Here is a 26,038-nt window from a genome sequence, read left to right on the forward strand (position 1 = left end):
GTGCCCTTGCCCGCGTTTCATGTACTGGGTTGATAGACGGTACCGAACGTACCGATTCTGCCTATTGACACAACTGGCGAACTTGTAAGAGCCTGGATAGGTAACTTCAGCTTCAAACCCGTAATGAGGGCTACCTACTAGTGGCCTCGACGCAGCTGTCTGCGTGAACATCCCCAAAGCTCGCAAAGCAACCGGAAGCGCGAGCGGCCAACTGACGTTGGTGGCTGCACACTCCTCACTTCATCAACCCAATGGGAATCCTCCCATTGGGCCGGGTTCCCTTTTTTGAGAATCCTATATGAATACCTTCTCACTGCTCATCACCCCTAAGATAGGGGAAGCCCGCGGCGTCCCACGTATTTGGCTTGAGGGCCAAAAGCTTTTAAATGCCGGCATCGAAATAGGAACTCGTTTTTCACTCATCCGCCTAGAAGGACAGACCAGACTAGAACTCGTGCCAGCCACATCACCAGAGTTCAACACGGGCGATGTCACGGTCTCCAAGCGGGTTAAAAATGGAATCACTACGCCTCTCATCGAGATCCGGACAGCCCTACTCAGAAGCTTGTTTAAGGCCGCAGAGAAAGTCCGAGTTGTCATTCGTTTGGGAAGGATCGTCATCACTCCCCTCAACAATGACAAGAGGATTGAAGAGCGCCTGGCGCGACTGAAGCGAAAGCTCGATGAACAAGAACCACTGGCGGTATGCAGTCTGTTTCACGGTGGAGGCGTGCTGGATCGTGCAATACACGCCGGCTTGGCACGCTCTGGAATTGATACTTTTGTCAGGATTGGTATTGAGGTCGAAGATCAGTACCTGGACGCCAGCCTGCGCAACAACCCGATGCTTTGGCGAGACACTTCATTCGCAATCTGTGCAGATGTCCGGGACGTGCAGCGCGGCACGGGCACCCCGGAATGTGATTTGGTTGTTGCGGGCATTCCCTGTACTGGAGCCTCACGTGCAGGCAAGGCCAAAAACAAACTCAACTCAGCCGAACAACATCCATCCGCAGGCTCTTTATTCATAGACTTTCTGGACTTTGTCCGGTACTCCAACCCAGTCATGGCAATCGTCGAAAATGTACCTGATTACCAGACCAGCACTTCGATGGAAGTGATCAGATCTGTGTTGAAGTCATTGGGCTACCGGCTGTTCGAGTGCATCCTCGACGGAGCAGTGTTCGGGGCATTCGAAAGCAGGTCCAGGATGGCTTTGGTTGCATACACGGAGGGGGCTTTTGGGCCTTTGACACTGGATCAGATCACCCCTCTTCGCACAAAAGAGCGCTCACTCAAGGAGCTCATGGACGCTGTGCCAGAAACTGATGAAAGCTGGAAGTGCTATGACTACCTGGGACGTAAAGAGGAGCGCGACATTGCCACAGGCAAGGGCTTTCGCAGGCAACTACTAACACCTGAAGCAACCTCATGCGGCTGTATTGGGCGTGGGTACGCGAAGGCAAGATCGACAGAACCATTTATTCGACACCCAAGAAACCCGGCGCTAAGCAGGCTTCTGACGGTAGGCGAACATGCTCGCGTCAAAACAATACCGGTTGAAATCGTTGAGGGAGTATCCAACACCACAGCCCACGAGATACTGGGTCAATCTGTCATCTATACCGCTTTCGAAGCAATTGCGGCCACTTTAGGGAAGTTGATAACGAAGCTGCACAGAACTGCCAGACCGGCAGGTGTGATGGCGGCTTGAAAACGTCCGGCCTACCTTACGGGTAGCGCCGGGCTATCCTCGAAAGGATTTAGTACCAGCCATATCGCTTGTGGACTTTCCAAATCTGTACTGTGCATGCAAGGCAAATTACAGCGCAGATCGCCATGAATACGAGCTCCGGAGTCCCTCTACTGTCCCAGCCGGTCAATGCGCTGAGCGAGTCATACCCCAATGCTACCGTACCGGCCACAACAGCAGCAGTCCCCCCAAAAATGAGCACTAAATAAAGCAGAAACGTTTTCATCGTATCACCCTACTGTTTGTCCAGGTCAGCCGCCACCCAGCCTTTGGCACCATTATAGTCATCACCTCCAGCGGCGATGAAAATGTGGCCAGTTTCATCCACCGCGAATACACCTGGGCGCTCATGGCTCGCGTCGCGCAATGAATCCTTCCAACCGTACACAGTGCCTTGCCAGATCATCACTATGCCGCCACGGTGATCCTGGTTGATCTTTCGCCACTTATTGGCAGTTGCGCGCAAGGCTTCACAGAGATTGGTCATGCCTGAATTTCCTGTTCGGATAGGACCTGGCGGTAATAGGCGGTCCAGATTACTTACTCTGGACCACCATCCCACTTTGAAATGGCCACTTTCAATTCTGCATCAAGCATTTCGCATTGCTCATTACCCAGCAAATTCTCTGCCTGCAAAGCGCCTATCCAACCCTGAGCTTCAGCCGCAATGTGGAACATCACCTCACGGTCGCCAGCTATGGCCACCTGCTCGATGCGCTGACGGGCCCGTTCCAAGATTTGGGCAATCGGGTCATTGTCTTTCATCGTCTATTTTCCGCTCTGAGTGGGGCTATCGACAGCCGAATCGTTGAATCGGCTATCTACAAGCTCGGCGAACCGAGTCTGTTCGGAATCACTGATCCATCATGTCCTGCAAGTTGCCACGGCCAAGAATCAAACCGACAGCCTCCGCAGATGCGGCGCGAACCAAAATCTTACTATCATGCTTCAGCGCTGCACGCAGAGCGCGCAATGCATCAGCACCACCAGCAGCGCCTAGTCCCTTTGCGGCCCCAGCTCGAACTTCGGATGAGCCATCAGAGTTCAGTACATTGATCAGTTCAGCAACGAGTTCTTTGTGAGTAGCCATGACATTCCTATTCGTATCAACAAGTAAGCGAAAATCGCTTTCTACTTCTGCCACAATTGACCCCGCCCTATCAACCTAAGACGTGATCAACTGCCCTTGGCTCTGTTTACGACGCTCTACGGCACTCAGCATCAAATCAATGGCCTTCTCCAGATTCGCAACTGCATAGTCGGGACATGGTGTTGAGCTTGGCTTTTCAGGATCGTTGAGCCACGACCGAACTGTCCGCGCTGCGCAAGGCCGCGCTGTAACCGCCGCGATAAGCTTGGCGCTGTAGGCTTGGGTAATCCCATAGGTATCTAGCAGTTGCAGGTATCGAGTGCGATTATCCACATGCACCTCTTCTAGAGAAATAGGCAATGTTGCCTAGGCAGGCAAATAGGCAGTTCTGCCTATCATATCAAGGACTTTTCACGCAGCACTTCAAAGACCTCGCGCGCAAGGGCTGCCATCATCAGAAAAAATCCCAAGAGCAGAGCAATAATAAATGCCTCGCTGTAGGCCAGATCTGCAGTGCGCTGCCCTGCTTCTCCCAGACCTATAGAAGCCAAAACCGCAATCAATTGAGCCACTTCTAATTTCATAAGACGTTCCTTGTGTCTTTTTAGTGCAAAAGTCGTGCGTTCCTACTGGCCAGGCCCCGCACGAAGCGAGGCTTGGAGTGAAGCTGAGCGGCAGCCAGGCCGGCGGTAGGCACTGGGTGCGATAAGGTCTTTTCCTATGCAACTGCGTGCCCAGCAACAACAGTGCAGTGGTCAAGGGATACAGCACCCGAAACATCCTCCACCATGATAACCGGCTCGCAGCACATTACGTATGCCTTGCCCCGGGTTTTGGTCTTGATCTTTTCACCAGAGCCCAACAGCTCTTCGTAGAACACGGCCGCCCCTTCAGGGTGCGTGGTGTTCCAGTCGTGGCACTGAGCCTTAGCAGAAGTTTCCTGCTCACGCAGGGTCATGCTTTTGCGTTTCGGTAGAGGCATCGGGTCAGCCCTTCAAGGAGTTGGATGCCAAAGGGGCATCCTTCTACGGCCTCTGCCCCGCTTTTGAGGGCAGGGCTGGTTGTGTACATCAGCGATATTGGCTCAAAGAATGAAGGGCTCTTTGTTGCCCCATTCCTGAAAGTAATGTTGGAAGGTCTTGCGGTCAGTACCGATGTAACCCAATTTCACGCCCGGCCAGCGTGCACAAGCAACCTCAAATGCCACTTCCAGCGATAGGTGGCAGAGTATGTGCTCTAGTGCTGGACGTTTGATTTTATGCGGCGTGGAACTCACTTGCTGCCCTCAGTGATTCGATTGAATGAGGACACATTACCGTATTCGGAAATACTGTGGAAGCTTTTTATTTCCGTTATCGGTAATACTTTGATGCATCTTCAAGACGTCCACTCATGACCTGTAACGCTGCAGCCTTACGAGACAGCAAGCTCTGATTCACGCCAGTCTGCTGGATCGCATCGCGCTGAGACAGGCCGTCGACGAAATGCGCACGCAGCGCTGCCTCAAGCATCTCCCCTCTGATTCCGGTAAACGACAGCAGCACGTCGAAGTGCTGAGACGTGACCTTGCCTGGGATCAACCCTGACTCTTTGAGCTGTGACATCTAAACTCCAGACACACGGTGGACCAGGAACTTTACCGTAATCGGAAATCTTAAGCACGGCGATTGCGGAGGAGTCTGGACCTATACGCCACTTCCAACATCTACCTTAACCTTGCAGGCACGCTAGCAATGCTGTTTCCCTCAACCACTACCGCGCCTGCTGCTTGATGGCGGCCGCACGGCCCTAGCAGACGCCATCAAACCCCAACCGTCTCGATAACGGTTTCCTACTGACGACAGTTCATTAATCGCGTTTTCTGTACCTGACACCACCTGCAGGTACTGCCTAATGCCACCCTCCAGCCCCTACCGCCTCAGCGGCAAGAACCGCATGGCCTTACTGATCTTGATTGCGGCCATACAGGTCCCCCTCGCGAACGCGGAGACGTGGATCGTTACCGACCGGAACCACCCAGTTCAGGCACCGGCACATGTCCGGCTGATCCTCCTCGACGAATCCGAACGGCTCGAAGCCAAGCTGTCGGAAGGACTGCCGGCGAACCAGCAACAAGCCATCGCGATCATGCAGCAACGCCTCATGAGCAGCGATGCGCGGCGCTTGCAACGAGATCTGGCTTTGGCTCAACAAAACCTCGTAGACGCCTGGAGCATGGGGGTAACGAAGGTCCCTGCAGTGGTGGTCGACCGCAAGTTTGTTGTGTACGGGGAAACCAACGCTACGGCCGCTGAATCTCGCATTGCCCAGTGGCGCGCCGCCGCCAAATACCAAAATGCAACCGGCCGGGGGGAGGCACCGCGATGAACTTGCCAAAGCCTCCAGCATGGGCAGCCCTGGCACTGTCGATCACAACCTGGCCGGCAGCAGCGGGCACGGTGACATCTGCCACCCTAGTCGCCTCAACCCTGTCGCCTGACTGTCTGGAGTACAAGGTGGTCGGGATCTGCTACTGGCTGCTTTGCACCCCGTTTGGATGCAAGGTGAAGACGTCGACCAAGGTTCGTCACTTCGTTCCAGACGCCGTGGTCTCAAGCTATTCGAATACCGGTGAAAACCCCTGGATTGAGGTCTCTTCGTTGAGTTCATCAAATTCATTCGCCCAGGATGGCGGTGACGGAACCACCAATCACAACAACGAAGATAGCCTGGCTAAATTCAAAAACGCTGACGTCATAGGCCACCCCGGAGGAGCAACATTCAGTAAGTTTGCCAGCGCCTCGGGTTATGCCTGTCAGGGCGCTGCCACGCCCTACATGCCCTACCTGCTGAGCACTTTGAACACCGTCGCCTGGCGTTACGGAGTTCCAGAATCAGTTTATCCAGAAGCACTTATTCCCGGCCGTCGAGAGGTGGGGGGTCTGACGTCGGGGGACATGTGGGGAAGCGTCTACCCTCGCAGTGGTTTTATCCATCAAGCCGACGATTACAAGGCTGCATCCGTGATCGCGCAGCGTGCTGGTGACGTGGTCACTCGCAGTGGCCAGGTTCACGTCTATCAACCGCTTCTGGCACAGCCCCAGCCAGGCTACTGGCCTGCAGGAGAATTGATCGAGACCGACGCCACCACCGGTAAGTGGCAAGAGCTGACGCCGACCCTCAGTCAAAGCTGCGCGGTATTTCCAAACTCCCAGCCCCGTGTGCAGGCAACCGATGGTGGTTACGCCTGGGCGTTATGGCGCCCGTATTCCTGCTGCAAGCGGGAAGGACAAACCTTTCTTGGCAGTACGGACTTTCAATGATGATCATGAGGACTTCAACTATGCGCCGCGCTGCCTTTCTGACTATCGCATTCATGAGCACCCTGACAGCCCACAGTGCTCTCGCCGAAATTCCGGGAATCAATGCAAGCTCGTCGGGCAGCGTGATTGGCGACGACGTGCTCTACAGCGTCGGAGGCGGCAACGCTGTGACGATGGGTACGGCGGGGAATATGGATAGCATCAGCATCGGCGGAGGTTGGAACAGCAACCTGGTCTGCGGAAACATGAACATGAACAACACGCTCCAGAATCAGTTGAATGGAGCAACTTCCGGATTTCAGACGATCATGGGGTCGATGATCTCAAACGCTACCAGCGCCGTTTCATCACTACCAGGACTGATTATTCAGCGTGCTAACCCCGCTTTGTACAACCTGCTCACCAACGGCATCCTGCAGGGTCGTCTTGACTTCGACCGCTCCAAAGGCACTTGCCGTGCCATTGCTGACAAGATGCTCGATGTCGCCGGAGGACAGATGGGCTGGAACAAGATCGCCGAGGGCCAGGCTATGAGCCAGGCGGTGAAAAACGGGAACACAGATGCTGTATCAGCCGTTGCACAGGTCGAAAAGCAGGGAGGGAATGACGGTATTACGTGGCTCGGAGGAAATAAGGCCGGCGGATCTGGCCAGCAACCTATCAAGGTTGTAGGCGACGTTACCCGAGCGGGATACAACTTGCTGAACGGACGCGGCGCTGCCGATACATCGTCCATTAGTCCTTCGGCCTGCAACAACGGCATGGTGTGTTCCACCTGGTCATCGCCTCAGGCAGCCACCACTTTCGCCAATCGTGTACTGGGAGAGCAACAACAACGCACTTGCGAGGATTGCACCAAAACGACGTCCACTGCCGGCGTTGGGCTCACTCCTCTCATCCAGGAATCCTACGACTCCAAGCTAAAGGCGCTGCAGGAATTGATCTCAGGCAGCAAGGCCCTCACTTCAGAAAACTTGACTGCAGCGAGCAGCGATTCTCTACCTGTTACCCGTGGTGTGGTAGAGGCACTCAGGACTGAGCATGACCAGGATATCCTCGCTAAACGTCTTGCTTCAGAGGTCGCGTTATCTGAGGTTCTCGGCAAAGCGTTACTGCTTCAGCGCACCATGTTTACCGGCAGTAAAGAGCCGAACATTGCTGCCAACGATGTGGCCCTGCAGGCGGTCAGTCAGCAGAACAGCAGCCTGCAACAGGAAATTGACAACCTGAAGACCGAGCTGGATATGCGTCGCAACCTGGCCAGCAACTCACCGACAGCCATTCTACAGAGAGCTCAGAGCCGGAAGGACAGCTCCAAGGGCATCTTTCAAGGCGATCCAACCCCTGACCGCCTCAAGCAGCTGCAGAACCCTGCGAAAGGTAACTGATCATGAGTTCATCGCTGGTTGCCAAGGGATGGCTACGTAGGGGCGCGAAAGCGCTCGTGTCATTCACCTGGCCGGTCGTGCTGACCATTGTTCTGGCTGTGATTTTCATAACAGCCATCGCGCATTTCTTTGGAGATATTGAGCAGTTCAGGGAATGGCAAAAAACGCACTACAACTACATGCTGGCCTGGCGGCTGTCGCTTTATGCAGCGATAGGACTTGGCTGGTACCGGCTCAGGCGCACCCTTAAACAGCGAGCATCAGACACAAATCCATTTCCCTCGGGTCTTCGGCGCTGCGAGGTCATGGCCATCTTCGTCGTTCTCCTTTTCGAGTTTCGCCGCGCCGCCACTGTAGCGGGAGTCGAACTGCCATGATCTTGCACACGAATGACTACCTTGAGTATTACCTGACACTCGTCGGATGGCTGATCAACAGCGGCATCTGGAACATGATCGAGGACAGCGGCCTATTCGCGGCCCCCTTTGCCGCCATTGTCATCAGCGAATGGCTCAGAGCCCGCGGTGAGGGAGCTGATGAGGGCAACAAGGGCGTCCTATCACTTGCCAGAGTGGAAAACCGTTTCTACACAGCGATCCTAGTCATCATTCTTGCCTGCATGCCCTTGGTGAACGTCAGCATCGATACCATCCAGTTCGACCGAAGCCGATCTGATCAATGCCAATACTCGATACCTAATCCGGCTGACACGGGCTGGGAAACATCCTTCAGCACGCTGAACGGCAAAAGCGCCACCGTGCCCGTATGGTGGCTATTTGTGCATGCCATGTCCAAGGCAGCAACTGCCGCCTCAGTCGCGGCCATTCCGTGTGGAGTCGACTTGCAACAGGTCCGGATGGACGTCAACAAGGCCCGCATCAACGATCCGCTGCTTGCCCAGGAGGTCGCTGACTTCACGAACGATTGCTACGCACGTGCGCGCGCAAAGCTGTTCATGACCCAGCCTACCCTCAGCAATGATCAACTCAACGACGTCAACTGGATCGGTTCGCACTTCTTCCTGCAAACATCCGGCTATTACAGCGATGGTTTCTCTGGGTTCAGGTCACACACTCCCCGAACCAAATGGCCCTATGACGCAACCCGGGACGCAGGCCTGCCACAAACCACTGGTGGTGGTGGGTTTCCTACATGCACTCAATGGTGGTCGGATGGGAGCGTCGGCCTCAGAGCCAGGCTGCTGGAACAAGTTAGTCCAGATCTGCTGAGCAAGCTTGCCCAGTGGGCAAAGTTCATGACACAGACCGAAGTCGATGACTCAGTCATCCGCGATCTGGTCTCACCAAGGAAGCAGCAACTGACTCAGGGACAGGTTTATTCAGACTATGGCGGTCAAGTCGGTGGCTCAGTGCTAAATGACTTCACACGCCTTGCAGCTACAGCTGGTCAGGCAGCGGGATCTCTTGTGATGTATCCAGCCATGGACAGCGTAAGGCAAGCCGCCCCAATGGTGATGGCCTTCCTGAAGATGGCTCTCATCATTTGCATTCCATTTGTGCTGGTGATCGGGATGTTTGATCTGAAGGTCGTTATGACGATTACTTTTGCTGCGTTCGCTTTGATCTTCGTCGACTTCTGGTTCCAGCTGGCCCGCTGGGTGGATAGCACGATTTTGGACGCCCTTTACGGGAACGGGATCGGCAGTAACGTTCCCCACTCCAATTTTGACCCAGTGTTTGGGGCCAGCAATGCTCAGGGAGACTTGCTGCTGGACTTCGTAATGGGTGCCATGTTCCTAGTACTTCCGAGCTTTTGGGTAGTTGCCTTGGGCTGGACCGGAATGAAGCTTGGCTCACTCATGAATGGGCTAAGCGAGGGAACAAAATCTGCCCAAGCCGCAGGGGGAAAAGGAGCTGGAGAAATTATAAATCAGGTAAAAAAGTAACAGCGCAGAATAAAGAAAGACCAGCGAAAGCTGGTCTTTTTTTTATTTGTATTCACTATCAGAATCAAACCACCCCTTGGTCTGTCCGAAGACGTTGGACTCCATCCCATAGGGTAGCTCTTCCTCCTTAAGAGAATGGCTCAAAGCATCGCCTTGGGTTGACGTATTCATCAATCCAATTGCAATTGCGACTATCGCGATCACTCCCACAACGTACAGTAATCCCCAAGCCGCAAAAAAAGCGATGAATCCGATCGTAGCCAACCGGACGGCCCACTTCACAGGGCTCACAATCAGTGCTGGCATCCCGACGCGGCTGATAGATGACCACAAAGCTTTTTCCAAGCGCAGAACCGCAGCCACACTACGTCCCAGGCCTTGCCCGATCCGCATAGCAGCGCTGCCTTGTACTTTAACTGTGCTCATAGCCACCTCGTGACCCACTCAAATATGTCTTTCTGACATCATTTATAGACGTATACCCGCTCATATTCAACCTACTTCCCCTTGGAAATCAACCTTCCGACGAATAGCCGGCCAACTGGATCAAACCGTTTAGCTGTACGGTTCGACAGCGTTTTCGAATGAAATACTGTCCCAGTAATCCAAGTGCATCCGCGCTTCCATCCCTACCATTCCAGAGCTGCTACACACTTTTCACCTCCCACAACTGATCGAGCCTGGTCGTATAACTTTGACTCATCAGCTCGCGACGCATAGCCCACTCCGGATTAGAAGGAACACTCCCAGCTCGTAAAGTCCCTCTGCCCCAGCGTGTATTGATCTCGTCCAGGACTCCCATGACCTTCTCCGAAGATGCCGGCTGCGAAGCAGCGAACATGTCATCCGTAAATTCGCCAGGCTGTCTCAGATCCAGCAACAGAACCTCTGCTTTGCTGTACTTGAACCCCGGTCGAAACAAACGATTCACTGCCTCAGTCGCCGCCCTGGTCATCAAACGCACGTCGTTGGTGGGGTATGGCAATTCAACCAAAGCGCCGTTGGCGTACTTGGCTTCTTCCGGATTGAACATGCCGGTACGGATGCTGACGCGGATCTTCTTGCACAGCGAGTTTTGAGAACGGAGCTTCTCGGCCGCACGCTGAGTGTAGGTGGCCACCGCCTCTTTGATAGGCTGAATGGTGGTTAGCCGTTTTCCGAACATTCGGCTGCAACAGATCTCCTGCTTGGGTGGTGCAGCTTCGCCCAGCTCCAGGCACGAAGTACCTGCCAGCTCACGTGCGGTCTTTTCAATGACCACGCTGAACCGGTCGCGCAGAGTACGCGGGTCGGCGGTTGCAAGGTCCATTGCGGTGCGGATGTTCATAGCCTCCAGGTGGGCATTCATCTTCTTCCCTACCCCCCAGACCTCTGAGACCGCCGTATTACGCAGTACCCAGTTGCGGTTATGCAGGTCGCAAATGTCTACAACACCGCCTGTATGGGATAGCAGTCGCTTAGCAGTGTGGTTTGCCAGCTTGGCTAGCGTTTTCGTAGGACCGATACCCACACCCACAGGAATGCCAGTGCATTTAAGAATGTTCGCCCGGATGCGTCGACCGAACGCTGTGAGATCGCCAGGGACACCGGTGAGGTCTGCAAACGCCTCATCGATGTAAAGGAAAGATGTCAACCCATGGACATGAGTGGAAGCGGCGCTAACTCTAGTTTTGCGCTGAATAAACCGTGTCCATAGATATCCACCTATGAAGTGCTTTCAGAGTCTAATTTGTCCATACCGAAATCTGCGGTCGACTGCGGACAGCAACTCTTCTGGCCTGATGGAATCATTCATGACAGGCAGCTATGAGCCAGCCGCGCGGTGGCCGGTGGCAACTCGGTGCATGGCGTGAAGCGAGCTAGGATTCAAACTATCCAAGGCAAGACCCGGGCCCTAGATGGTCACTAGGCCTAGGCGATGCTTGATGCGCTGGATAATACGTCGGTGAGAGGGCTACGTGATGGGGCGATTCTAGCCGTGTTGCTAGGCCTGCGCCGCGAAGAAGCTGCTCAACAGCACGTCAATCACATGGTAGAACGCAGAGGCATCCGGCACCTAACGGTCCAGGGCAAGGACCGCATGGTGATGCCTGATCGAGATAGAAAGTCTTGCGAAACTCCCGCAGGCAGTACACGTACTGTCAAATTAATTCTCGTTAATGGATGTGGTAAAGTCGAAGCGTCCTGATCTGATTTCATCTCGAAAATTGTCGCCGTATTTCTGTTCCCAAAACTTGATGTAGGGCGCTAGAACCATTCGCAACACCAGCCACCACAGCATGACCGCTGCATCACCCTTGAAGACGTGGGCAGGCACGTATCCATGGGACAGGTGGTTGCGCATGTCCCCATACACTTTATCCAATAGAATAGCCCGTAAATTTCCGAGCAGCGGCGCCCCCAGATCAGCAATCAGCAACTCTTCATCGAGCAGGGCCTTTAGACCGTCTCGCTCCTGAGAGTTGTCCGGGTATCGCTTTGAAGGCTCCTTCTCGAACTGCTTTAAGCGATAACGCAGGGAGTTCTCTAACTGGGGGATGAGATAATGGACTGCCGAAAGGTAATCGCCATTTAGTCCCGCCACCAGACCACGCGAAAAGAACTCCTGATGACCATCCGGTACTAGCGGGTTTCTCGCCAAGAAAGAGTCCAAGATCTCCTCATGAAAATAATATTTGCTCGCAATACCGTCCAAGGCGGGCAGGATTCTGGCATTGACCTCTAATGTATGATCGTTCCGTAGGCTCTGCATAGCCCAGTCATGGGCGGTATCTGCTTGCGCGTCCTCGCCTTCGGCAGCACTTGGCGTAACCGCGACTGTCATCCCCTCATGGTCGATATGAATCCCACCGAAATCAGCCAACAATGGATCCAAGCTCGATCCGACAGTATCTTTTAAGGTTTCAAGATCAGAAGGTTTTGATATGGCAAAAGCGAGTCGGAAGATCGAGTCATACACGTCTGTCCCTTCAGTAACCTTTTCTGCATGCTCGGCATATTCACGCAGACTTCCGAATGAATGAGAGAAAAGCCCCATCTCATGTTGGATATCACGTTGTGCCTCTCTCAATTCCTTGTAGAGTTCGTCTCGCTTAGACCGCGTACCCGGTATGCGCTCTAGGGCTTCGATGGCCTGCATGTAGCAGGACGCGGCGATAGAACCTTTATGCAGCCGCGCTTCCGCTTCGTGGCACTCGGCAATTAGCTGGAGGATTTGATGGGAGCGTGGTTTGTCCCCATGACAGCTTTTGAGTGATGTCTCGAGAACTGAAACTGCAATCCGATACTGTTTACTATCAAAGAAATGTCGATGTGTTTCGAGCGCCTTGGCATAGAGGAAATCATCATCTTTTATACGGTATTCCCAGCAAAGCCTCAGCAGATTGACGTCAGAGCGCAACAGTTCGTCCGAAGCTAAAAGCTCATTCATGTAATCATATACAGCGCTACGGTCTGTCAATTGTCGTAGCGAAGCAACGAGCATTAGCGCGCGCTCAACTCTGGCAAATGCGGGAAAGTTTCGTCCGGCCTCAAACAGTCGCTTGGCAGACTGGATGTATGCGCTGACAGCAATCTTTGGCTGTTCCTTGTCACGCACTTCCAGCCATACTAAATCGCTGAGTCGAGCCCGCAACTCATGGTTTTTGATAAGAGGAGTGGCGTTAGCGAGCGCTTGCATTGCCTTGCTATTGAAGTCGCCGATACGCGCGCTTGTCCCTCGCTCGGTACGCCATAGGGGCCTGAAGGGGACCCTCTTGTCACTAGGGTGCAGCATCATCGTTGCCGCGCACTGTACGACGAACGCGGCAGGCTCAACAGCGAAATCAGCCAGCTTGACAGCCAGATCATGGCATTCGAGGATGTTTTCTGCCTCGAATCCGGTGAAGAACCGCTCGAACTCCTCCGAAGTTACTTCCTGTTGCTTCAAATCCATATTTCCTCCTAGGCGAGAACGATATCTCGGCCATTTGCTCAAAACTAACCGAACTGAAGTTGCTTGATGCGCTGGTAGTCTCGTAAAAATATCTCATGTAGCCTTGGGCCTTTCCTTCCTGGAGAAGGGCCAGTCGTGTACACCCACGACTGCCACCTCAAAGCTTCATCGACCCGCGCGGATCCAATGAAATTATATTTGACGCAGGCAACTGCCGCTCAAGCTCAGCGATACGGTCATACAGCTCAATGATTTTCGCATCCGCTTCGCTCAATAAGCTTGCGAGTTGGTCGCGCTGCCGGGCAACTTGCTCAATCCGATCACGCAGGGCGCGGCTTTTCTGGCGGGCGAGAAGATTTACCTGGTTCAACGAAGGAAGTCGCTCCTCCACATGTTGTTCCACGTAGGTTTTTATCTCTGTGATGAGACTCGGGAAACGAGATTTCTTAAGCGCCGACGGATCGCTCCCGGCCTCTTTGGCCACGTTGTTCTGAGTGACCGGTGTCCCCTTCGGTAGAAGCTGTGGCCTATTGAGCTTCAGGCGCTCAAAAGCATCACGATACTGATCAGCTGCGCTGCGGCGGGCAGGGAGTTCAACGTCCATTTGCGCTCCCTACGACACGACGAAAGCTCTCTACGCTTCGCTGTTGGGCCATCAACGATTCCATTAGCGGACTCCCATCCTGAGCAGTAGCAAGCCGCTCTTTGAGTACATGTTCAAGATCATCTACCGCGCTCAATCGTTCTGAGTCATACAGCACATCAGGGCAAGGTTTTGCATCCACTGAATCACCGCCCCCGCAATGGGCAATGTTGTCAATTCCGCCGTACGGACAAGGCTCGCGACTCGAACAAACGCCAAGAATGATCGGGCGACAGGCGACTGCGCCTTTCTTTGCCAAACCAATCATTTTCTTCGCATCCTCTGGCGAAATCAGCCGAACAATCTCAGCCTTTCGTTTGTCTCCATGGGGACTGATAAAACGTTCACTCGTAAGCTGCTGCAACTCTCTCCCAAGCGTCTCGTACATTGTACGAACGTACAGAGTATGAGCCTTTTCCTCTAGACGCATCCGCGAGTGATTTTGTCCGTAAGCCCGGAAGCTTGCATGTTCACTGCCCCAGTTCTACGCAACTGATGCCAAGCCAACGGCCATACAGCGCCCGCTTGATACTCCTCCGGCAATGAAGGGGTAGCCAGCCGGGCTAATTTCAAATCCTCAGTCGTGATACGCAAACGTTCTAAGTCAAAGAGCTTCCCGTACCGCCTCAAAAGGTCGGCATATGGCGGAATGCTCGGTCTCCGTGAGTGATTACCTTTATTGCGCAATGAGCTCCAGGGCTCGTAAGAAAAATCGGTCAGGTAGCGCCCGGCGAGAACTCTTGCAGCCTCATGAGGTGCGTGTAGTGAGCGAAAAAGAGAAATGACCTCCATCGCCTTCACGGCGACCGCCACAGATGGAGATGTGACCCAAAGGGCGTCGCTATCAGACAGCGTTTTTGTCGTCTGCCCACGCAACAAAAAAATGTCGCCGAAGCTCTTGTCGTGCTCAACGTCAAGGCACCCGGCTCGAAGATTCCATGCTTCCTCAACCCGCATGAAACTGAAGTTTAGGATGTAAGCTAACCCCGCGCCGGTGACCAGTTTCAGATAGCTAGTCAGCGCTGTTACTTGCAAGTCGCTACCTCGACCCACCCACCGTTCAAGTAGCTCAAAGACGCCGAAGCGTTTCGCGGTATCCGCAAACGCGCCGAGAAAACGAAGCCCCGTTTTAGTGCCTGACAACTGCATGTTATAGCCGCAAAAAGGCGGGGCATTTACGCACGCCGTTCTCTCCGAAACCCTCTGGTTATGTTCGTAAGCCGCGAAGCAGAACCGGTAACAAGCTTCAACCTGTTCTCGATGGGATAGGAAGTCATCAAGGCACTCTCGCAGCCTAGTCACTTGATAGCGCCAAATGCGTGGAGGAATGTAAGGTGTTTGAGCTGTATGGTGAGTTGGAAAAAGCGCAGCCAGGCGGGTTAGAGAACCTGGATCCAGCAACGTAAACCCTACGGCATCTCTGGACGCGTAAAGCTCATGCATTAACGAAAGAAACTCGGTTTTTCTTGAGCTAGAAAGAAAGGCAGGTATCCGTTGGCATACGCGTGGAAAATGGCTTAGTTCGCTGGCAAGGATTCCTGCCTCTTCGCAAAGAACAAACAGCCGTCGCATCTGATCGAAACGCGTTTTAAGAGATCTGTAGCCACGAGCGCCGTACGGCCCGTATAGCCACCAGCCTGTGATGACTCGAAGCAAATTTGCGTTCGTTGAGCTGATTGGCGCCGCTGATTTTTTAGCTGGTCCATCACCAAAATTCAGGGTCACTGCCTTCTTGGCCCATGGATCAAGCCTCCAAATTGGATCGCCCCAGCGGCTTACGACGTCGCCCAGCGCATCAATTACGACTGGCCAATCAGGCGGCGGAGGCCAGCTCTCTGGACGGTAATTCGATGCCCCAGGAACGGCGAGAGGCGACTCGATAGAAAGCCCTAATGTCGAGAGCATAATCATAGGGAAAGCCCCGCTGTAACTTCCGCAAGTCGAATAAATCCGTCCCAAGCTGGGTGATAGTCCTCCTCAGCTATGCGAGCCAGTGCCTCTTCAACCCATAGCCGACGCACCTCGCTACTTTCATGAAAGAACCGTAGCTTCGCACTCAGACGCTCGACCGCAAGCATCGCTGGATGATCAGCCTCTTCAGATCTGTCCGTGCACGCCGGACGATACCTAACTAGCTCCAAGCTCTTGAGCATTCGCAAACTACTCAGAGACCAGACGTGATCCTCGCTTTCAATATCCCGATGATTGACGCAGAAAAGGCAACCCGCTGCATTAATACAATCGGGATCAGGTGCATTAGTTGGAGCATCCACGACCGATTCTGGAATCGGCGCCACACAAGTGCCTGGAGCAGGCGAGCAAACGACGGGATCTGTTTGCCGGTGAAATCGACTGATTTCAATCATAGCAATTTGCGGATTGGGCTCGGCGTAAACACGAATCAAAGTTTCAGCGGTGTGCTGTGCGATTTCTGCCACAAGTTCGGGGCGTTGCGACTCACGTAACAGCCAGTTGATACGCGCCCCCCGGAGCTTACGAGGCCGAACGAATTGAATACCGGAATATGTGCAGAGGCGCGTGATAGCTGTGAACTGGGGAGCTTCTAGAACGAGACGTCCCCCAAGACGGACGAGAGGGAAAAGAAGCCCCTCTAGATCGTCTGGAAACCACGTGTTTCGCCACTCGATGTAGCGTTCGAACCACTGCTTGTAGCTTGAGAACACGTCAAACAGCACTTCACCCTGACGGCGCTTTTTGTAAGACCTGACTTGGTAACCGTCAAGATGACTCGTGTAATGGTATTGGTCGATCCGAAGCTGATGCGCCTGTGACAAATTCATGCCAGTTTGTGCGATGAACATAAGCAGTTCGGCTTCAATTCGTAGGTTCACTGCCGGGTATCGAGTCTCGATTGAAACGTCAGAGTTCCGAAGTTCGCGGTTTCGAAGGATGTCCGCAATCTGGAATTTGGTCCGAGGTCGAATCACTCGTGACGCTTCCTTCTTTGTATCGCGCAGGCGGCACCAGATAGGTAGCGTGGAACCCGACCGCAATTCCACTTGGATGGGAAGTGGCCCCGTCACAACTTCATAGGTAAGGGCCATACAGAGGTCGGCAATGAATTGACCGAATAAAAAGCTATCTTCTAAGCTTTGCTTACCAGTACTCCCATTTCCTGCCCTTCCGTTGCCTCTTGGTTTGCGAATTCGGGTGCTGTAGAGAAGCGTCGAGCTTCGACCCAGAACTCTGTCGAGCATTGTCGCGGTTAAACTTGCCGTGTCGTATAACGATCCGGCGGTTAGATATTCTTCCACGCGGTGACGCTGTAGAAGATGCTCAGCCCACCCCAGGTATGCTTCCGCGACCGAATCAACACTCAACGGACGCCCGCATTGATCCACCCACTGAAAAAACTTCCTCAACGCACCGATCTTGTTATTCGCCGAAAAGCGGCTTCCTCCGCCGGCAAGACCATCGGTCAAACAATCATGGAGCCCTTTCACAAGCTCTACCCGCTCCAGCAAGGGATCACCCAAAGCACCTGATGTGATTTCACTGCGTACAGTCTTCACTTTTGCCTTAGCACCACCGTTGTATAAAAGTGGTGCCATATCCCAGGGCGTCTCATTTTTCGCGTACTCAAGCGTTGGAAACGTCAGGTCTGAAAACGTCAGATTATTCATCGCTTGCTCCCTGCATTGAAGAAATCCCTGTAAACGCAGTCATGAAGCTGTTCGCAATGGCCTGCTTAGCAGGTGCGGCTTGCACAAATTTGATGTATTTGAAGGTGGTAGCCTCCGAATTTCGACCGTGAAGCAATGCATTGCTGACAGTCGCAATCACTATCGCCACATCAGTGCAATTTGCTAAAGCGAGCCTAGCTAACTCAGTTCCAAAGGTGCATCGGGATTGGTGGAAGCGAAACTTCCTGAGCGTTTTGATGCCCGACGCGATGCCTAATTTTCTAAGCGATGACATCTCAACGTTTATGGCCGAAGATTGATCACTGTTGCGACGTCCAAAAGGGTTTCCGAAACGTGTCAAGAACACCAAGTCTTGATGCTCGCCAGCAGCAAGTGCCTCGCGAGTCAACCTGCGAAGACCCTTGGCGTACTCCAAGACTTCTGAACACAAAGCTTCGGGAATCCATACCTGGCCAGTTACTCCAAATTTGGTATGCACGGGCGGGGACGCACCTGGCCCTACGGATAGCAGAAGCAGACCTTTAGCAGACGGATCATGTAGGGCACGCTCCAACGTATCGATACGAAGGTCACAGATCGTTCCCAGTCGCATACCCGTGAAGAAACCTAAAGCCAACATCAGGTAAAGCTCGGGTGAGGCGCTCTGTTTTGCGAAATCAAGAATGGTGTCTCGATCAACCGCAGAGACTGGAAATAGCCCACCTTCCAAAGTGACCCCAATGCGTTTTCGGTTTGGAATACCAAGATCGGTGGTGGTGCCAGCTAGCGTCCGCTCGAAGCCGACCTGGTCAAAGTATTTGATGAAATAGCGCTTGTCTTTCCACAGCGGCAATAACGGGCTTAGAAGGCCACGCCTCCTAACCCACCTGTAGAAACTGATGCAATTACGCATGTATTCGGAGGCCGTGGCGGGACTGATATGACCAGCATCGCGGGCCGTGATAAGCGCCCCACGGTACTGAACAAGACATCGATCAGCCTTTCGAGACGGAAACTCAAACCACTGAAGCCCGCGACTCTCCAAAAACTTCGCGTAGTTCAACAGCCCATTCAGGTTGCTAGAAACGGTCTTAAGGAGTGCCTCACCATTGGTGACTCTCTCCATAGCCCAGAGATTGGCTTCTCTCCAAGGCAAGCCGTCTTCCCAGAATATTTGTGGTAGACCTTCGATCACTACACGGGAGCTATTCAGCGAGTAGGTAATCAGGCGGTCTTTGACAGAAAGGTCATGCGGACTGAAGTGAATGTGTTCGACGGTAGGCAAGTGGAATCTCTGTAAGAGTAAGCGTCAATGTCCATGGGGACAAGATCTACGTTTGGGCGTCCACAGTATGCAACTTATTCTTATCGATGCTGTAGACCTCGGAGGCTGGCACCATCGACTCGATGATCGACATGACACGCTCGCTCATGTCGCCATTTATGTGGAATGGAAAATCAGCGCAAGGCCCGATGAGAAAGCGAAGCGTGGAAAGAGGCATGATGCTTCAAATGCATTCCGGCATGATTTGTGAAGGAAGCCTACAGCCCCCAGAGAAAATCCTGCGTTAAGCTTTTTCTGCTTCAGCCTGAGCGTGTCCAGACCTGTAGATTTGTAAAGCGTACATGCGAATGCGCAGTCAATCGCTTCCAGCGCAATGGGTCGACTCTGACAGGGAACTCATTAGCTTTCGAATGCCACAGATCAGTTCCATACTTTCAAGCAAGAGGTCTTTTATGGGCTGTGTATCGAGTACGTCAAGAAGCACTGGATATTATTCCGGTTACGAAAGCCATGAGGAACCCAGGGCGGCAAGCAGACCGACGAACAGCGATGATCGCGGCTACGAAACTGATTCAGAGCCATCCAGTGGCAACTTGATACCCAATGCGAGGAGAGTGTATAGCGAATCTGTTTTGTGGCACGGTACATCCATGCAATCAAAAATAGACTTGAGAAGCAAAGGGTTCGATGCAGGTAGAAAAACTGGTGGCGCTACTGCAGGTGGCAACGCAAATATGTTTATGAACTTGAGTAGGGAGGCTCAGTCTGAATCCAGACAACATCATTATTTGTCTTCATCCCGCAAAGAAGCCAAGGACTTTGCCATGTTTGCTGACATGAGTAATCCCACACTGGTACGCACTATCGGCGTCAGGAACAACTTAAGCCTGATAACCGACCCCAGGACCGGCGGCACCGCACTCATGACAGATCAATCGATTCCGCGCAAATTTGTGCTCGGATCAAAAAGCAGTGCTCCCGGAGAAAATGCGAAAGTCTTCAGGAATGAAATGCGTGCGGCAGGACACAATGTGTCGACAAAGCAAGCCGGCGAACTGCTCAGAGAAGTCCAGTCTGATTCAGACGATGACAACTTCCCTGACCCCGATGACTTTATCATGAGCCGCTTTACTGGATAATCGGATGGAGATGAAGGTCTTCAAGAATTCGTCTGAAAAAACCGAACTCTTCGGGCCAGCATAATCGAAGTTTCAATCAGTACTGCTGAATGAGTCGAGTAATTACCCTGAGTAGTTTTTTGCTGTCGACCCTGAAGCTGCCGCTAGGCAACTCCAGGGTAGGCAGCAATTACCAAGGTACCCTTCAAAGATCAGATAGCATAAAAAGCATCAACCCATGCGCCGTATTCTTGGCTAACACACCCAAGACTTGAACGCTAGGGTAGCGGTGGAGCACCAGCTCACACGATACGTTAGAGGCCATGGGCAATCGCCCAGAACGTCGACAGAATCAGGGTAGCTCAGAATCATTCCACCTAACTTACTAGAGCGCGTAGTTGCTGCTGAACACCTTTATGCCGTGGCGGCGCAACACCTCTTTGATCTGAAAATAGGGAGCCCCCATTTTCACAAATGGCTTGGCGTCGTAGCTACGGGCGATGACGCAACCGTCGTTATTGCTGAGTACCACGATGGGCGTTTTCTCCAGATCTGGACGAAAAACACGCTCGCAGCTGGCATAGAAGCAATTGCAATCGATAAGCGCGAAGACAGCCTCATGCTTTTCCATGACGGCGCATGCTGTAGTTCACTACGCCCCAGATGACGAGGTTGTCACCCTCCAGGATGTGCTTGGACGGGTAGGCACTATTTTCGGATTGAAGTTTGACAACCCCATCCATCATGAAGAGCCGCTTGCAAATCGGTTCCGAATTATTAAGCGCTGCCACAACGATCTCTCCATGCTCGGCAGTGCGACTGCGATCAACGACGATCAGATCCTTATCAAAAATACCTGCCCCAATCATGCTGTCTCCGAGAATTTTCGCCAGGTACACATGCGGTGCCCGTACCTCGGCCAGTTCGTCTAGAGACACGTGCTTCTCGATGTAATCGACAGCGGGAGAAGCAAACCCAGCTGGCACCTGAAATGAGTAGAGCGGTAGCTTGATACCCCCTTCAGACAACGGACCAAGAATGACTACGCTCATGATGAAGACCTTTCTATAAAGTTAGCTGTATAGATATACAGTTAACTCTTTGGCCAGCGCGCGGTCAATCGTACTGAAAGGCATTTTCGACGAGTGACATTAGGGGTGACATCATGTGCGGACGCTACTCGATCTACGAATCCATGGACCACTACCTCAAGGAGCTTGCCCCAGAGCAGATCGTGATCAATGGGTACGACCTCCTGCCCATAGAGCGCTACAACGTGGCTCCTAGCACTCGGGTTGAGATCATCCGTCCCACCGAGGAGGGTCTGAGTGTCGACAAGGTTCGGTGGGGGTGGGAGCCTTTCTGGGCGAAAGGCAAACGGCCAGCCCCAATCAACGCTCGAGTCGAAACCGTGATGACGGGAAAGTTCTTCAAAGAGCTCTGGCCTAGCGGCCGGGCAGTTGTCCCAGCGAACGGGTGGTTTGAATGGGTGAAGGACCCGGATGACCCCAAGAAAAAGCAGCCCTACTTCATCCGCCTTAAGAGTGAAAAGCCCATGTTTTTTGCTGCGTTGGCCCAGGTGCACAGAGAGATTGAGCCGCATGATGGCGACGGGTTCGTGATCATTACGTCGGCAAGCGATTCGGGAATGGTGGACATTCATGATCGCCGCCCGGTGGTACTGACGGCAGCAGATGCACGGGCATGGCTTGATTCCGAAACTACACCGCAGAAAGCCGAAGCGTTGGCAAAAGAGCACTGCAGGATTGTTGACGATTTCGAATGGTTCCCGGTTGATCGCGCAGTGGGGAACGTGCGGAATCAAGGACCGGAGCTCATCCAGCCCGTTGAGCTTTGACTGCCCCACGCCTTTGACTTCGACCCGACAAACGGCTGTCCATCTTCGTCCGCCCCGAAAGGGGCTAAATGGGCTGAAGCAAATGGCAGAGCGAAGGGTTTGAATGGAATGGGGGAATAAGGGTAAGTGCCTTACCCGAAAGGGCCGGCGAGTCCGCCGGAAATGGATGCCGAAAGGGCTCGTAAGGCATTCTCAATAAAAAAGAAATTTACAATAAATGTTACTTAACAGTCACTTGGAGGCTACATTTTTTTACGCGAGCGTGGCAACATCCAATTCTGTCACTGTTTGGATCCCAGCCAATCAAGCGACGGCTATGTATATAACCTTTCCAGGATGGATATAGGTTTCGACTTGTCACGCTGAGCCATATAAAGCAAAAGGCCCACCAATGACTTCATCATGGGTGCCTAAATGCTTAGTTTCTTCACGCGAAGAAAAGCGTCTCCGATATCGTCCAATGCTGCTGCAGGCTTTTTCAAACCAGAATCTCCCGACGCGTTGCTGTCGACTTCCCGACGGCGCCAGTTGATTGAAAACATCTGGCAGCGGACCTCTCTGCCACGTGAGCAGTTCGAGACGCTTTACATGCAGGCATTCAAGAGCTACGCAGCCTTGGTGCAGCATCTCCCTGCCTCTGAAAATCATCACCATGCATATCATGGTGGCATGCTGGATCACGGTCTCGAAATCGTCGCCTACGCACTGAAGATAAGGCAAATGTATCTGCTCCCCATCGGAGCGCCGCCCGAGTCGCAGGCGGCTCAGTCAGAAGCATGGTTTGCAGCATCAGCCTATGGTGCACTCGTCCACGACTTGGGCAAGATTGCGGTAGACGTCAAGGTTGAACTCGCGGATGGCACTATCTGGCATCCATGGCACGGGCCTATGGATCAGCCATACCGATTCAAGTACGTGAAAGGTCGAGACTATCGGTTGCATGGAGCCGCTTCGTCGCTGATCTACTCCAACGTGATTCCGGCGAAGGCATTGGACTGGCTCAGCGGGTTTTCCGAGCTCTGGTCTCAACTCGTGTTCGCATTCGCTGGTCAGTATGAGCATGCCGATATCCTTGGTGAAATTGTCTCCCAAGCTGACCAGGCTTCCGTGGCACAGGAGCTCGGAGGCAATCCTGGCCGAGCTATGTCAGCGCCCAAGCAGTCCATTCAACGGCAGCTCGCTGAAGGCTTGAGGATGCTCGTCTCCGAGAAGTTTAAGTTGAACCAGCCCGACGGTCCCTCGGACGGATGGTTGACTCAGGACGGCTTGTGGCTTGTCAGCAAGCCAGCCGTAGATCAGCTCAGAGCTCATCTGCTGTCACAAGGTATTGAACACATCCCCACCTCCAACGCCCCGATGTTTAACCTGCTTCAGGATCAAGCGATCATTCAGCCCAACGGAGAGGGGAAAGCGATATGGAAGGCCAGCATCGACAATGGTCGGGGTTGGAAGAACACATTCACGGTGCTGAAAATAGCGCCGGCACTGATCTGGCCAAACACAACTGATAGACCTGAGACGTATACCGGCTCGCTGACCGTGGAATCGTCAGCAGTTGCTGATGAAAACGAGCCAGTTACTGTTGGAGATCACGAATCACAACCCGTGAGCAACAAAACTACGCCTACAGCGTCAGCAGCGCCCCCTGCACCAAAGCAAGCACCTACTGCAGCGAAAGATTTTGATGCACTGGACGAGCTGCTCGATCTATTCCCCGACCCGGTAGCGCCATCACCGACTCAACCAGCACCCGAGTCGATAGACGATGATGATCAGATTCCCTTTTCGCCACCTCCTCCGACAGCTACTCGTCTAAGCCAACCTCGGCAGCTTGTGGGTGACAAGGCAACGAATGACACACCCCGAGTGGAAGAGCCTGCGAAAGTCTCGCCTGAAGGTGGCTCAAGTCACGGATTGAACTTCATCACCTGGCTGAAGGGGGGCGTGATCTCCCACAGGGTCATCATCAACGACGCCAAGGCACGTGTACACACCGTAGATGGCACGGCGTTCTTGGTGAGCCCGGACATATTCAAACGTTATGCGCTTGAGCACCCAGACATAGAGCGAGAGGCGAAAGAGCGCGATCTGGAGGCTTGGCAGGTCGTTCAGCGATCTTTTGAGAAGCTGAAAAAACATCGCAAGACTGCCGCAGGCTTGAACATCTGGACCTGCCTGGTCAAAGGACCGCGAAAAAGCAAACAACTACGGGGCTATCTGCTCATAGAGCCTACCGACGTCTTCAGCGAGGTGCCCTATGACAACCCGGTCATCAGCTTGGCAGAATTGGTAGACAAGGACACATCTGAATGAAACCGATGACGCTTCCGGAGCTGACCCAGGAATACGTACTCACTCATGATCTTAGGCCCGACACCGTCAAGATCTATTGGGCTGCCACAAAATCCTATGTCAGATTCTTCGGCGACTGCCTTGCCTGTGAGACGACCCACCGCGACATGCTTGACTGGCGTAGGTCTGAGCTCGAGCGGATCTCCAAGCGCAGCTGGAACACGTACTCCAGCCATTTGCGCACCATATACGGCTATGCAATTGAGCACGGTCTGCTGGATCTGGTTGTTAACCCACTTAAAAACACGCGTGTGATGCCGCCCAAGCGCCCAAAAAAGACCGTTGCGAACGACGCAAGCGTCCGCGCTCGTAATTGGCTGAGGATGCAGACGGGAGAGGAGCGTGCCACCGCTAAACGGACAGAAATCACACCTGCCTGGTTCTGGCTGAGCGTGTTCGAAACTTTCTACTACACGGGGATCAGGCTCAACGCGCTGCTATGCCTGAGATATGCGGATGTATACCTGCGCGACCGACTGATCAGAGTCAGAGGCGAAACGGAAAAGACTCATCGTGAGTTCCTGATTCCTATCCCGGACGGCCTGATGGCTCAGCTAGAAACGCTTATGCACGCAGCGAAGGGCTTGAGGTTCCGGCCTGGTGACCAGTTGTTCAACGTAAACAGATTTTCAGGCCACTACCGCCGCCATGAGATGAACTCCAACCAAGTTGAGGCGATGTATAAAAAACTCACTGCGATGACCGGTATACGCATGACGCCTCACCGCTTCCGACACACGATCGCCAGTGAGCTAATGACGCTACCGGAGCGCAACATCTATCTGACCAAGAAATTGCTGAACCACTCGAATATAGCTACCACTATGGATTACATCGAACCCGACTACGACATGATGCGGGAGGTGATGAATGAACGAGGAAAGCGGCCGGCCAAAATCAGCTACATGGCAAAACCAGATGCGACGCTGCGTGCTGATAGACACCGATCAATATCTGCTCCAGTTAAGGACTTGACTCCGTCGACTACGACTCGCGAAAGAACTGCAAAAGCCGAAAGCGCAGCTGGCCGGGCCTTGACCAAGCCCCGCGCACTGCCTAAACCGGTCTCGATCATGAGCCCATCAACTGCTCCAGATACCAGGACAGCGAACCGCGACGAGACGCCCTCACCCGCTAGTGACCGCGACACCGCAGTCAGCCAGCTACCGTTAGGCTGCTCCAGTCCAGAAGATCTGTTGAAAAGCTTGGGAGAACTCACCAGGTGGGTACAGAACAACATTGCCGGTGGTGGAACTGGTGCTGAACCAGTGATTGAGGAAAGACCTGTCCCAAGCCAGGATGCTCGGCAGCTACGCCCGGAAATGTTGGAATTGGCCGGATGGATTGGCAAGTCAGGCTGATCACCTGCGTAGGATATTTGTAAAAATACTCAATCTGCCATTATCAGCAGATGCATCGCGGTGCAGATTATTTAATTATCAGGCCTAATGACTGCTTCATATGGGCCGATACACGCGCAGCACAGCATTTTTTGCCAAAAAAAACGCCCCGTACACAGGCTTTCGCTCGGTACGGGGCGCTCCAATTTGACATCACAGCTTGCTGACGCTATGTTTCGCGACAGACGGCTGCTTGTTTGGGTATAAGACCCCTCATACGGTAAAGCCTGCCTCAAACTGAGACATGAACACCCATCAAGGTCCTAAAGATACAGCCACAACAGTGTTTGGTCGGGGTAAGGGGATTCGAACTCCTGACATCCTGCTCCCAAAGCAGGCGCGCTACCGGACTGCGCTATACCCCG

At 53.3% G+C, this 26,038-nt stretch carries 24 protein-coding genes, 1 tRNA gene and 4 pseudogenes; 11 read left to right on the forward strand and 18 right to left on the reverse strand.

What is annotated here, in order from left to right; translation table 11 throughout:
• Window positions 1–298: 298 nt before the first annotated feature.
• A complete protein-coding gene (locus tag RYC17_RS14345) occupies window positions 299–1,714 on the forward strand; it encodes a DNA cytosine methyltransferase (RefSeq protein WP_316903531.1) in 1,416 nt (471 codons plus the stop codon).
• 274 nt (window positions 1,715–1,988) lie between these two features.
• On the opposite strand, the gene RYC17_RS14350 is transcribed toward RYC17_RS14345, so the two are convergent.
• From RYC17_RS14350 to RYC17_RS14375, 6 genes are all read right to left on the reverse strand, one after another.
• Entirely contained in the window at window positions 1,989–2,240 is a 252-nt protein-coding gene (locus tag RYC17_RS14350) for a hypothetical protein (protein WP_003425134.1), read from the reverse strand.
• A gap of 53 nt (window positions 2,241–2,293) precedes the next feature.
• The gene (locus RYC17_RS14355) at window positions 2,294–2,518 is read right to left on the reverse strand and encodes a hypothetical protein (RefSeq protein WP_053932075.1); all 225 of its coding nucleotides are present in this window, start codon (window positions 2,516–2,518) and stop codon (window positions 2,294–2,296) included.
• Window positions 2,519–2,606: 88 nt separating this feature from the next.
• Entirely contained in the window at window positions 2,607–2,897 is a 291-nt protein-coding gene (locus RYC17_RS14360) for a HEAT repeat domain-containing protein (RefSeq protein ID WP_011267010.1), read from the reverse strand.
• Window positions 2,898–3,238: 341 nt separating this feature from the next.
• Window positions 3,239–3,427 carry a hypothetical protein gene (locus RYC17_RS14365; protein WP_316888355.1) on the reverse strand — a complete coding sequence of 63 codons (189 nt, stop codon included), beginning with the start codon at window positions 3,425–3,427 and terminating at the stop codon, window positions 3,239–3,241.
• 134 nt (window positions 3,428–3,561) lie between these two features.
• Window positions 3,562–3,825: a hypothetical protein gene (locus tag RYC17_RS14370; protein WP_316903534.1), complete on the reverse strand. Its 264-nt coding sequence runs from the start codon at window positions 3,823–3,825 to the stop codon at window positions 3,562–3,564.
• 370 nt (window positions 3,826–4,195) lie between these two features.
• Window positions 4,196–4,447 (reverse strand): PapB/FocB family fimbrial expression transcriptional regulator, encoded by a 252-nt coding sequence (locus RYC17_RS14375; RefSeq protein WP_020342649.1) that lies wholly within the window; start codon window positions 4,445–4,447, stop codon window positions 4,196–4,198.
• 289 nt (window positions 4,448–4,736) lie between these two features.
• Here RYC17_RS14375 and RYC17_RS14380 point away from each other — a divergent pair, with 289 nt between their 5' ends.
• From RYC17_RS14380 to RYC17_RS14400, 5 genes are read left to right on the forward strand one after another with little or no spacing between them, the layout of a single operon-like run.
• Complete coding sequence (locus RYC17_RS14380) at window positions 4,737–5,210, forward strand: TIGR03757 family integrating conjugative element protein (RefSeq protein ID WP_316903537.1); 474 nt, start codon at window positions 4,737–4,739, stop codon at window positions 5,208–5,210.
• A complete protein-coding gene (locus RYC17_RS14385; RefSeq protein ID WP_316903539.1) occupies window positions 5,207–6,145 on the forward strand; it encodes a TIGR03756 family integrating conjugative element protein in 939 nt (312 codons plus the stop codon). The genes RYC17_RS14380 and RYC17_RS14385 overlap by 4 nt, the downstream gene beginning before the upstream one ends.
• Window positions 6,142–7,533: an integrating conjugative element protein gene (locus RYC17_RS14390; protein WP_316903541.1), complete on the forward strand. Its 1,392-nt coding sequence runs from the start codon at window positions 6,142–6,144 to the stop codon at window positions 7,531–7,533. The genes RYC17_RS14385 and RYC17_RS14390 overlap by 4 nt, the downstream gene beginning before the upstream one ends.
• A 2-nt stretch (window positions 7,534–7,535) precedes the next feature.
• Window positions 7,536–7,910: a hypothetical protein gene (locus RYC17_RS14395; protein ID WP_316903543.1), complete on the forward strand. Its 375-nt coding sequence runs from the start codon at window positions 7,536–7,538 to the stop codon at window positions 7,908–7,910.
• Complete coding sequence (locus tag RYC17_RS14400; RefSeq protein ID WP_147232446.1) at window positions 7,907–9,439, forward strand: conjugal transfer protein TraG N-terminal domain-containing protein; 1,533 nt, start codon at window positions 7,907–7,909, stop codon at window positions 9,437–9,439. The genes RYC17_RS14395 and RYC17_RS14400 overlap by 4 nt, the downstream gene beginning before the upstream one ends.
• A 42-nt stretch (window positions 9,440–9,481) precedes the next feature.
• Here RYC17_RS14400 and RYC17_RS14405 read toward each other — a convergent pair whose 3' ends face one another.
• Window positions 9,482–9,832, reverse strand: a complete 351-nt coding sequence (locus RYC17_RS14405) for a DUF3742 family protein (RefSeq protein ID WP_241689279.1) — start codon at window positions 9,830–9,832, stop codon at window positions 9,482–9,484.
• A gap of 253 nt (window positions 9,833–10,085) precedes the next feature.
• Window positions 10,086–11,054 (reverse strand): annotated as a pseudogene (locus tag RYC17_RS14410) (DUF4113 domain-containing protein); the annotation flags it as partial.
• A gap of 198 nt (window positions 11,055–11,252) precedes the next feature.
• Between RYC17_RS14410 and RYC17_RS14415 the strand changes: the two are divergent.
• Window positions 11,253–11,513 (forward strand): annotated as a pseudogene (locus tag RYC17_RS14415) (integrase); the annotation flags it as partial.
• A gap of 72 nt (window positions 11,514–11,585) precedes the next feature.
• On the opposite strand, the gene RYC17_RS14420 reads toward RYC17_RS14415, so the two are convergent.
• From RYC17_RS14420 to RYC17_RS26965, 7 genes and pseudogenes are all read right to left on the reverse strand, one after another.
• A complete protein-coding gene (locus RYC17_RS14420; RefSeq protein WP_023103784.1) occupies window positions 11,586–13,373 on the reverse strand; it encodes a DUF4209 domain-containing protein in 1,788 nt (595 codons plus the stop codon).
• A gap of 157 nt (window positions 13,374–13,530) precedes the next feature.
• Entirely contained in the window at window positions 13,531–13,977 is a 447-nt protein-coding gene (locus tag RYC17_RS14425; RefSeq protein WP_316903548.1) for a hypothetical protein, read from the reverse strand.
• Window positions 13,967–14,404: a hypothetical protein gene (locus tag RYC17_RS14430; RefSeq protein WP_235551121.1), complete on the reverse strand. Its 438-nt coding sequence runs from the start codon at window positions 14,402–14,404 to the stop codon at window positions 13,967–13,969. The genes RYC17_RS14425 and RYC17_RS14430 overlap by 11 nt, the downstream gene beginning before the upstream one ends.
• A gap of 32 nt (window positions 14,405–14,436) precedes the next feature.
• Window positions 14,437–15,927: a hypothetical protein gene (locus RYC17_RS14435; RefSeq protein ID WP_316903551.1), complete on the reverse strand. Its 1,491-nt coding sequence runs from the start codon at window positions 15,925–15,927 to the stop codon at window positions 14,437–14,439.
• Window positions 15,924–17,660 carry a site-specific integrase gene (locus RYC17_RS14440; RefSeq protein ID WP_316903552.1) on the reverse strand — a complete coding sequence of 579 codons (1,737 nt, stop codon included), beginning with the start codon at window positions 17,658–17,660 and terminating at the stop codon, window positions 15,924–15,926. Before RYC17_RS14440 ends, RYC17_RS14435 begins: the two co-directional genes overlap by 4 nt.
• Complete coding sequence (locus RYC17_RS14445) at window positions 17,653–18,945, reverse strand: site-specific integrase (RefSeq protein ID WP_316903554.1); 1,293 nt, start codon at window positions 18,943–18,945, stop codon at window positions 17,653–17,655. The genes RYC17_RS14440 and RYC17_RS14445 overlap by 8 nt, the downstream gene beginning before the upstream one ends.
• A gap of 79 nt (window positions 18,946–19,024) precedes the next feature.
• A pseudogene (locus RYC17_RS26965) lies at window positions 19,025–19,162 on the reverse strand (DNA polymerase V subunit UmuC); the annotation flags it as partial.
• Between the two features lie 517 nt (window positions 19,163–19,679).
• On the opposite strand from RYC17_RS26965, the gene RYC17_RS14450 reads away from it, so the two are divergent.
• Window positions 19,680–20,084 (forward strand): type III effector protein AvrRpm1, encoded by a 405-nt coding sequence (locus RYC17_RS14450; protein WP_316903569.1) that lies wholly within the window; start codon window positions 19,680–19,682, stop codon window positions 20,082–20,084.
• Between the two features lie 367 nt (window positions 20,085–20,451).
• Here the strand turns inward: RYC17_RS14450 and RYC17_RS14455 are convergent.
• Window positions 20,452–20,694 (reverse strand): annotated as a pseudogene (locus tag RYC17_RS14455) (DNA polymerase V subunit UmuC); the annotation flags it as partial.
• A complete protein-coding gene (locus tag RYC17_RS14460) occupies window positions 20,681–21,115 on the reverse strand; it encodes a LexA family protein (RefSeq protein ID WP_003318766.1) in 435 nt (144 codons plus the stop codon). The gene RYC17_RS14460 and the pseudogene RYC17_RS14455, both read right to left, overlap by 14 nt.
• A gap of 113 nt (window positions 21,116–21,228) precedes the next feature.
• On the opposite strand from RYC17_RS14460, the gene RYC17_RS14465 reads away from it, so the two are divergent.
• From RYC17_RS14465 to xerC, 3 genes are all read left to right on the forward strand, one after another.
• Entirely contained in the window at window positions 21,229–21,921 is a 693-nt protein-coding gene (locus RYC17_RS14465) for an SOS response-associated peptidase (RefSeq protein WP_316903556.1), read from the forward strand.
• A gap of 414 nt (window positions 21,922–22,335) precedes the next feature.
• Window positions 22,336–24,234, forward strand: a complete 1,899-nt coding sequence (gene mobH, locus RYC17_RS14470; RefSeq protein WP_316903558.1) for a MobH family relaxase — start codon at window positions 22,336–22,338, stop codon at window positions 24,232–24,234.
• Window positions 24,231–25,634, forward strand: coding sequence for a site-specific integrase (xerC, locus tag RYC17_RS14475; RefSeq protein WP_316903560.1), 1,404 nt, complete (start codon window positions 24,231–24,233; stop codon window positions 25,632–25,634). Before mobH ends, xerC begins: the two co-directional genes overlap by 4 nt.
• A 327-nt stretch (window positions 25,635–25,961) precedes the next feature.
• Here the strand turns inward: xerC and RYC17_RS14480 are convergent.
• Window positions 25,962–26,038, reverse strand: a tRNA-Pro gene (locus RYC17_RS14480).

The sequence above is a fragment of the Pseudomonas syringae group sp. J248-6 genome (assembly GCF_032586995.1).
Lineage (GTDB): Bacteria > Pseudomonadota > Gammaproteobacteria > Pseudomonadales > Pseudomonadaceae > Aquipseudomonas > Aquipseudomonas amygdali.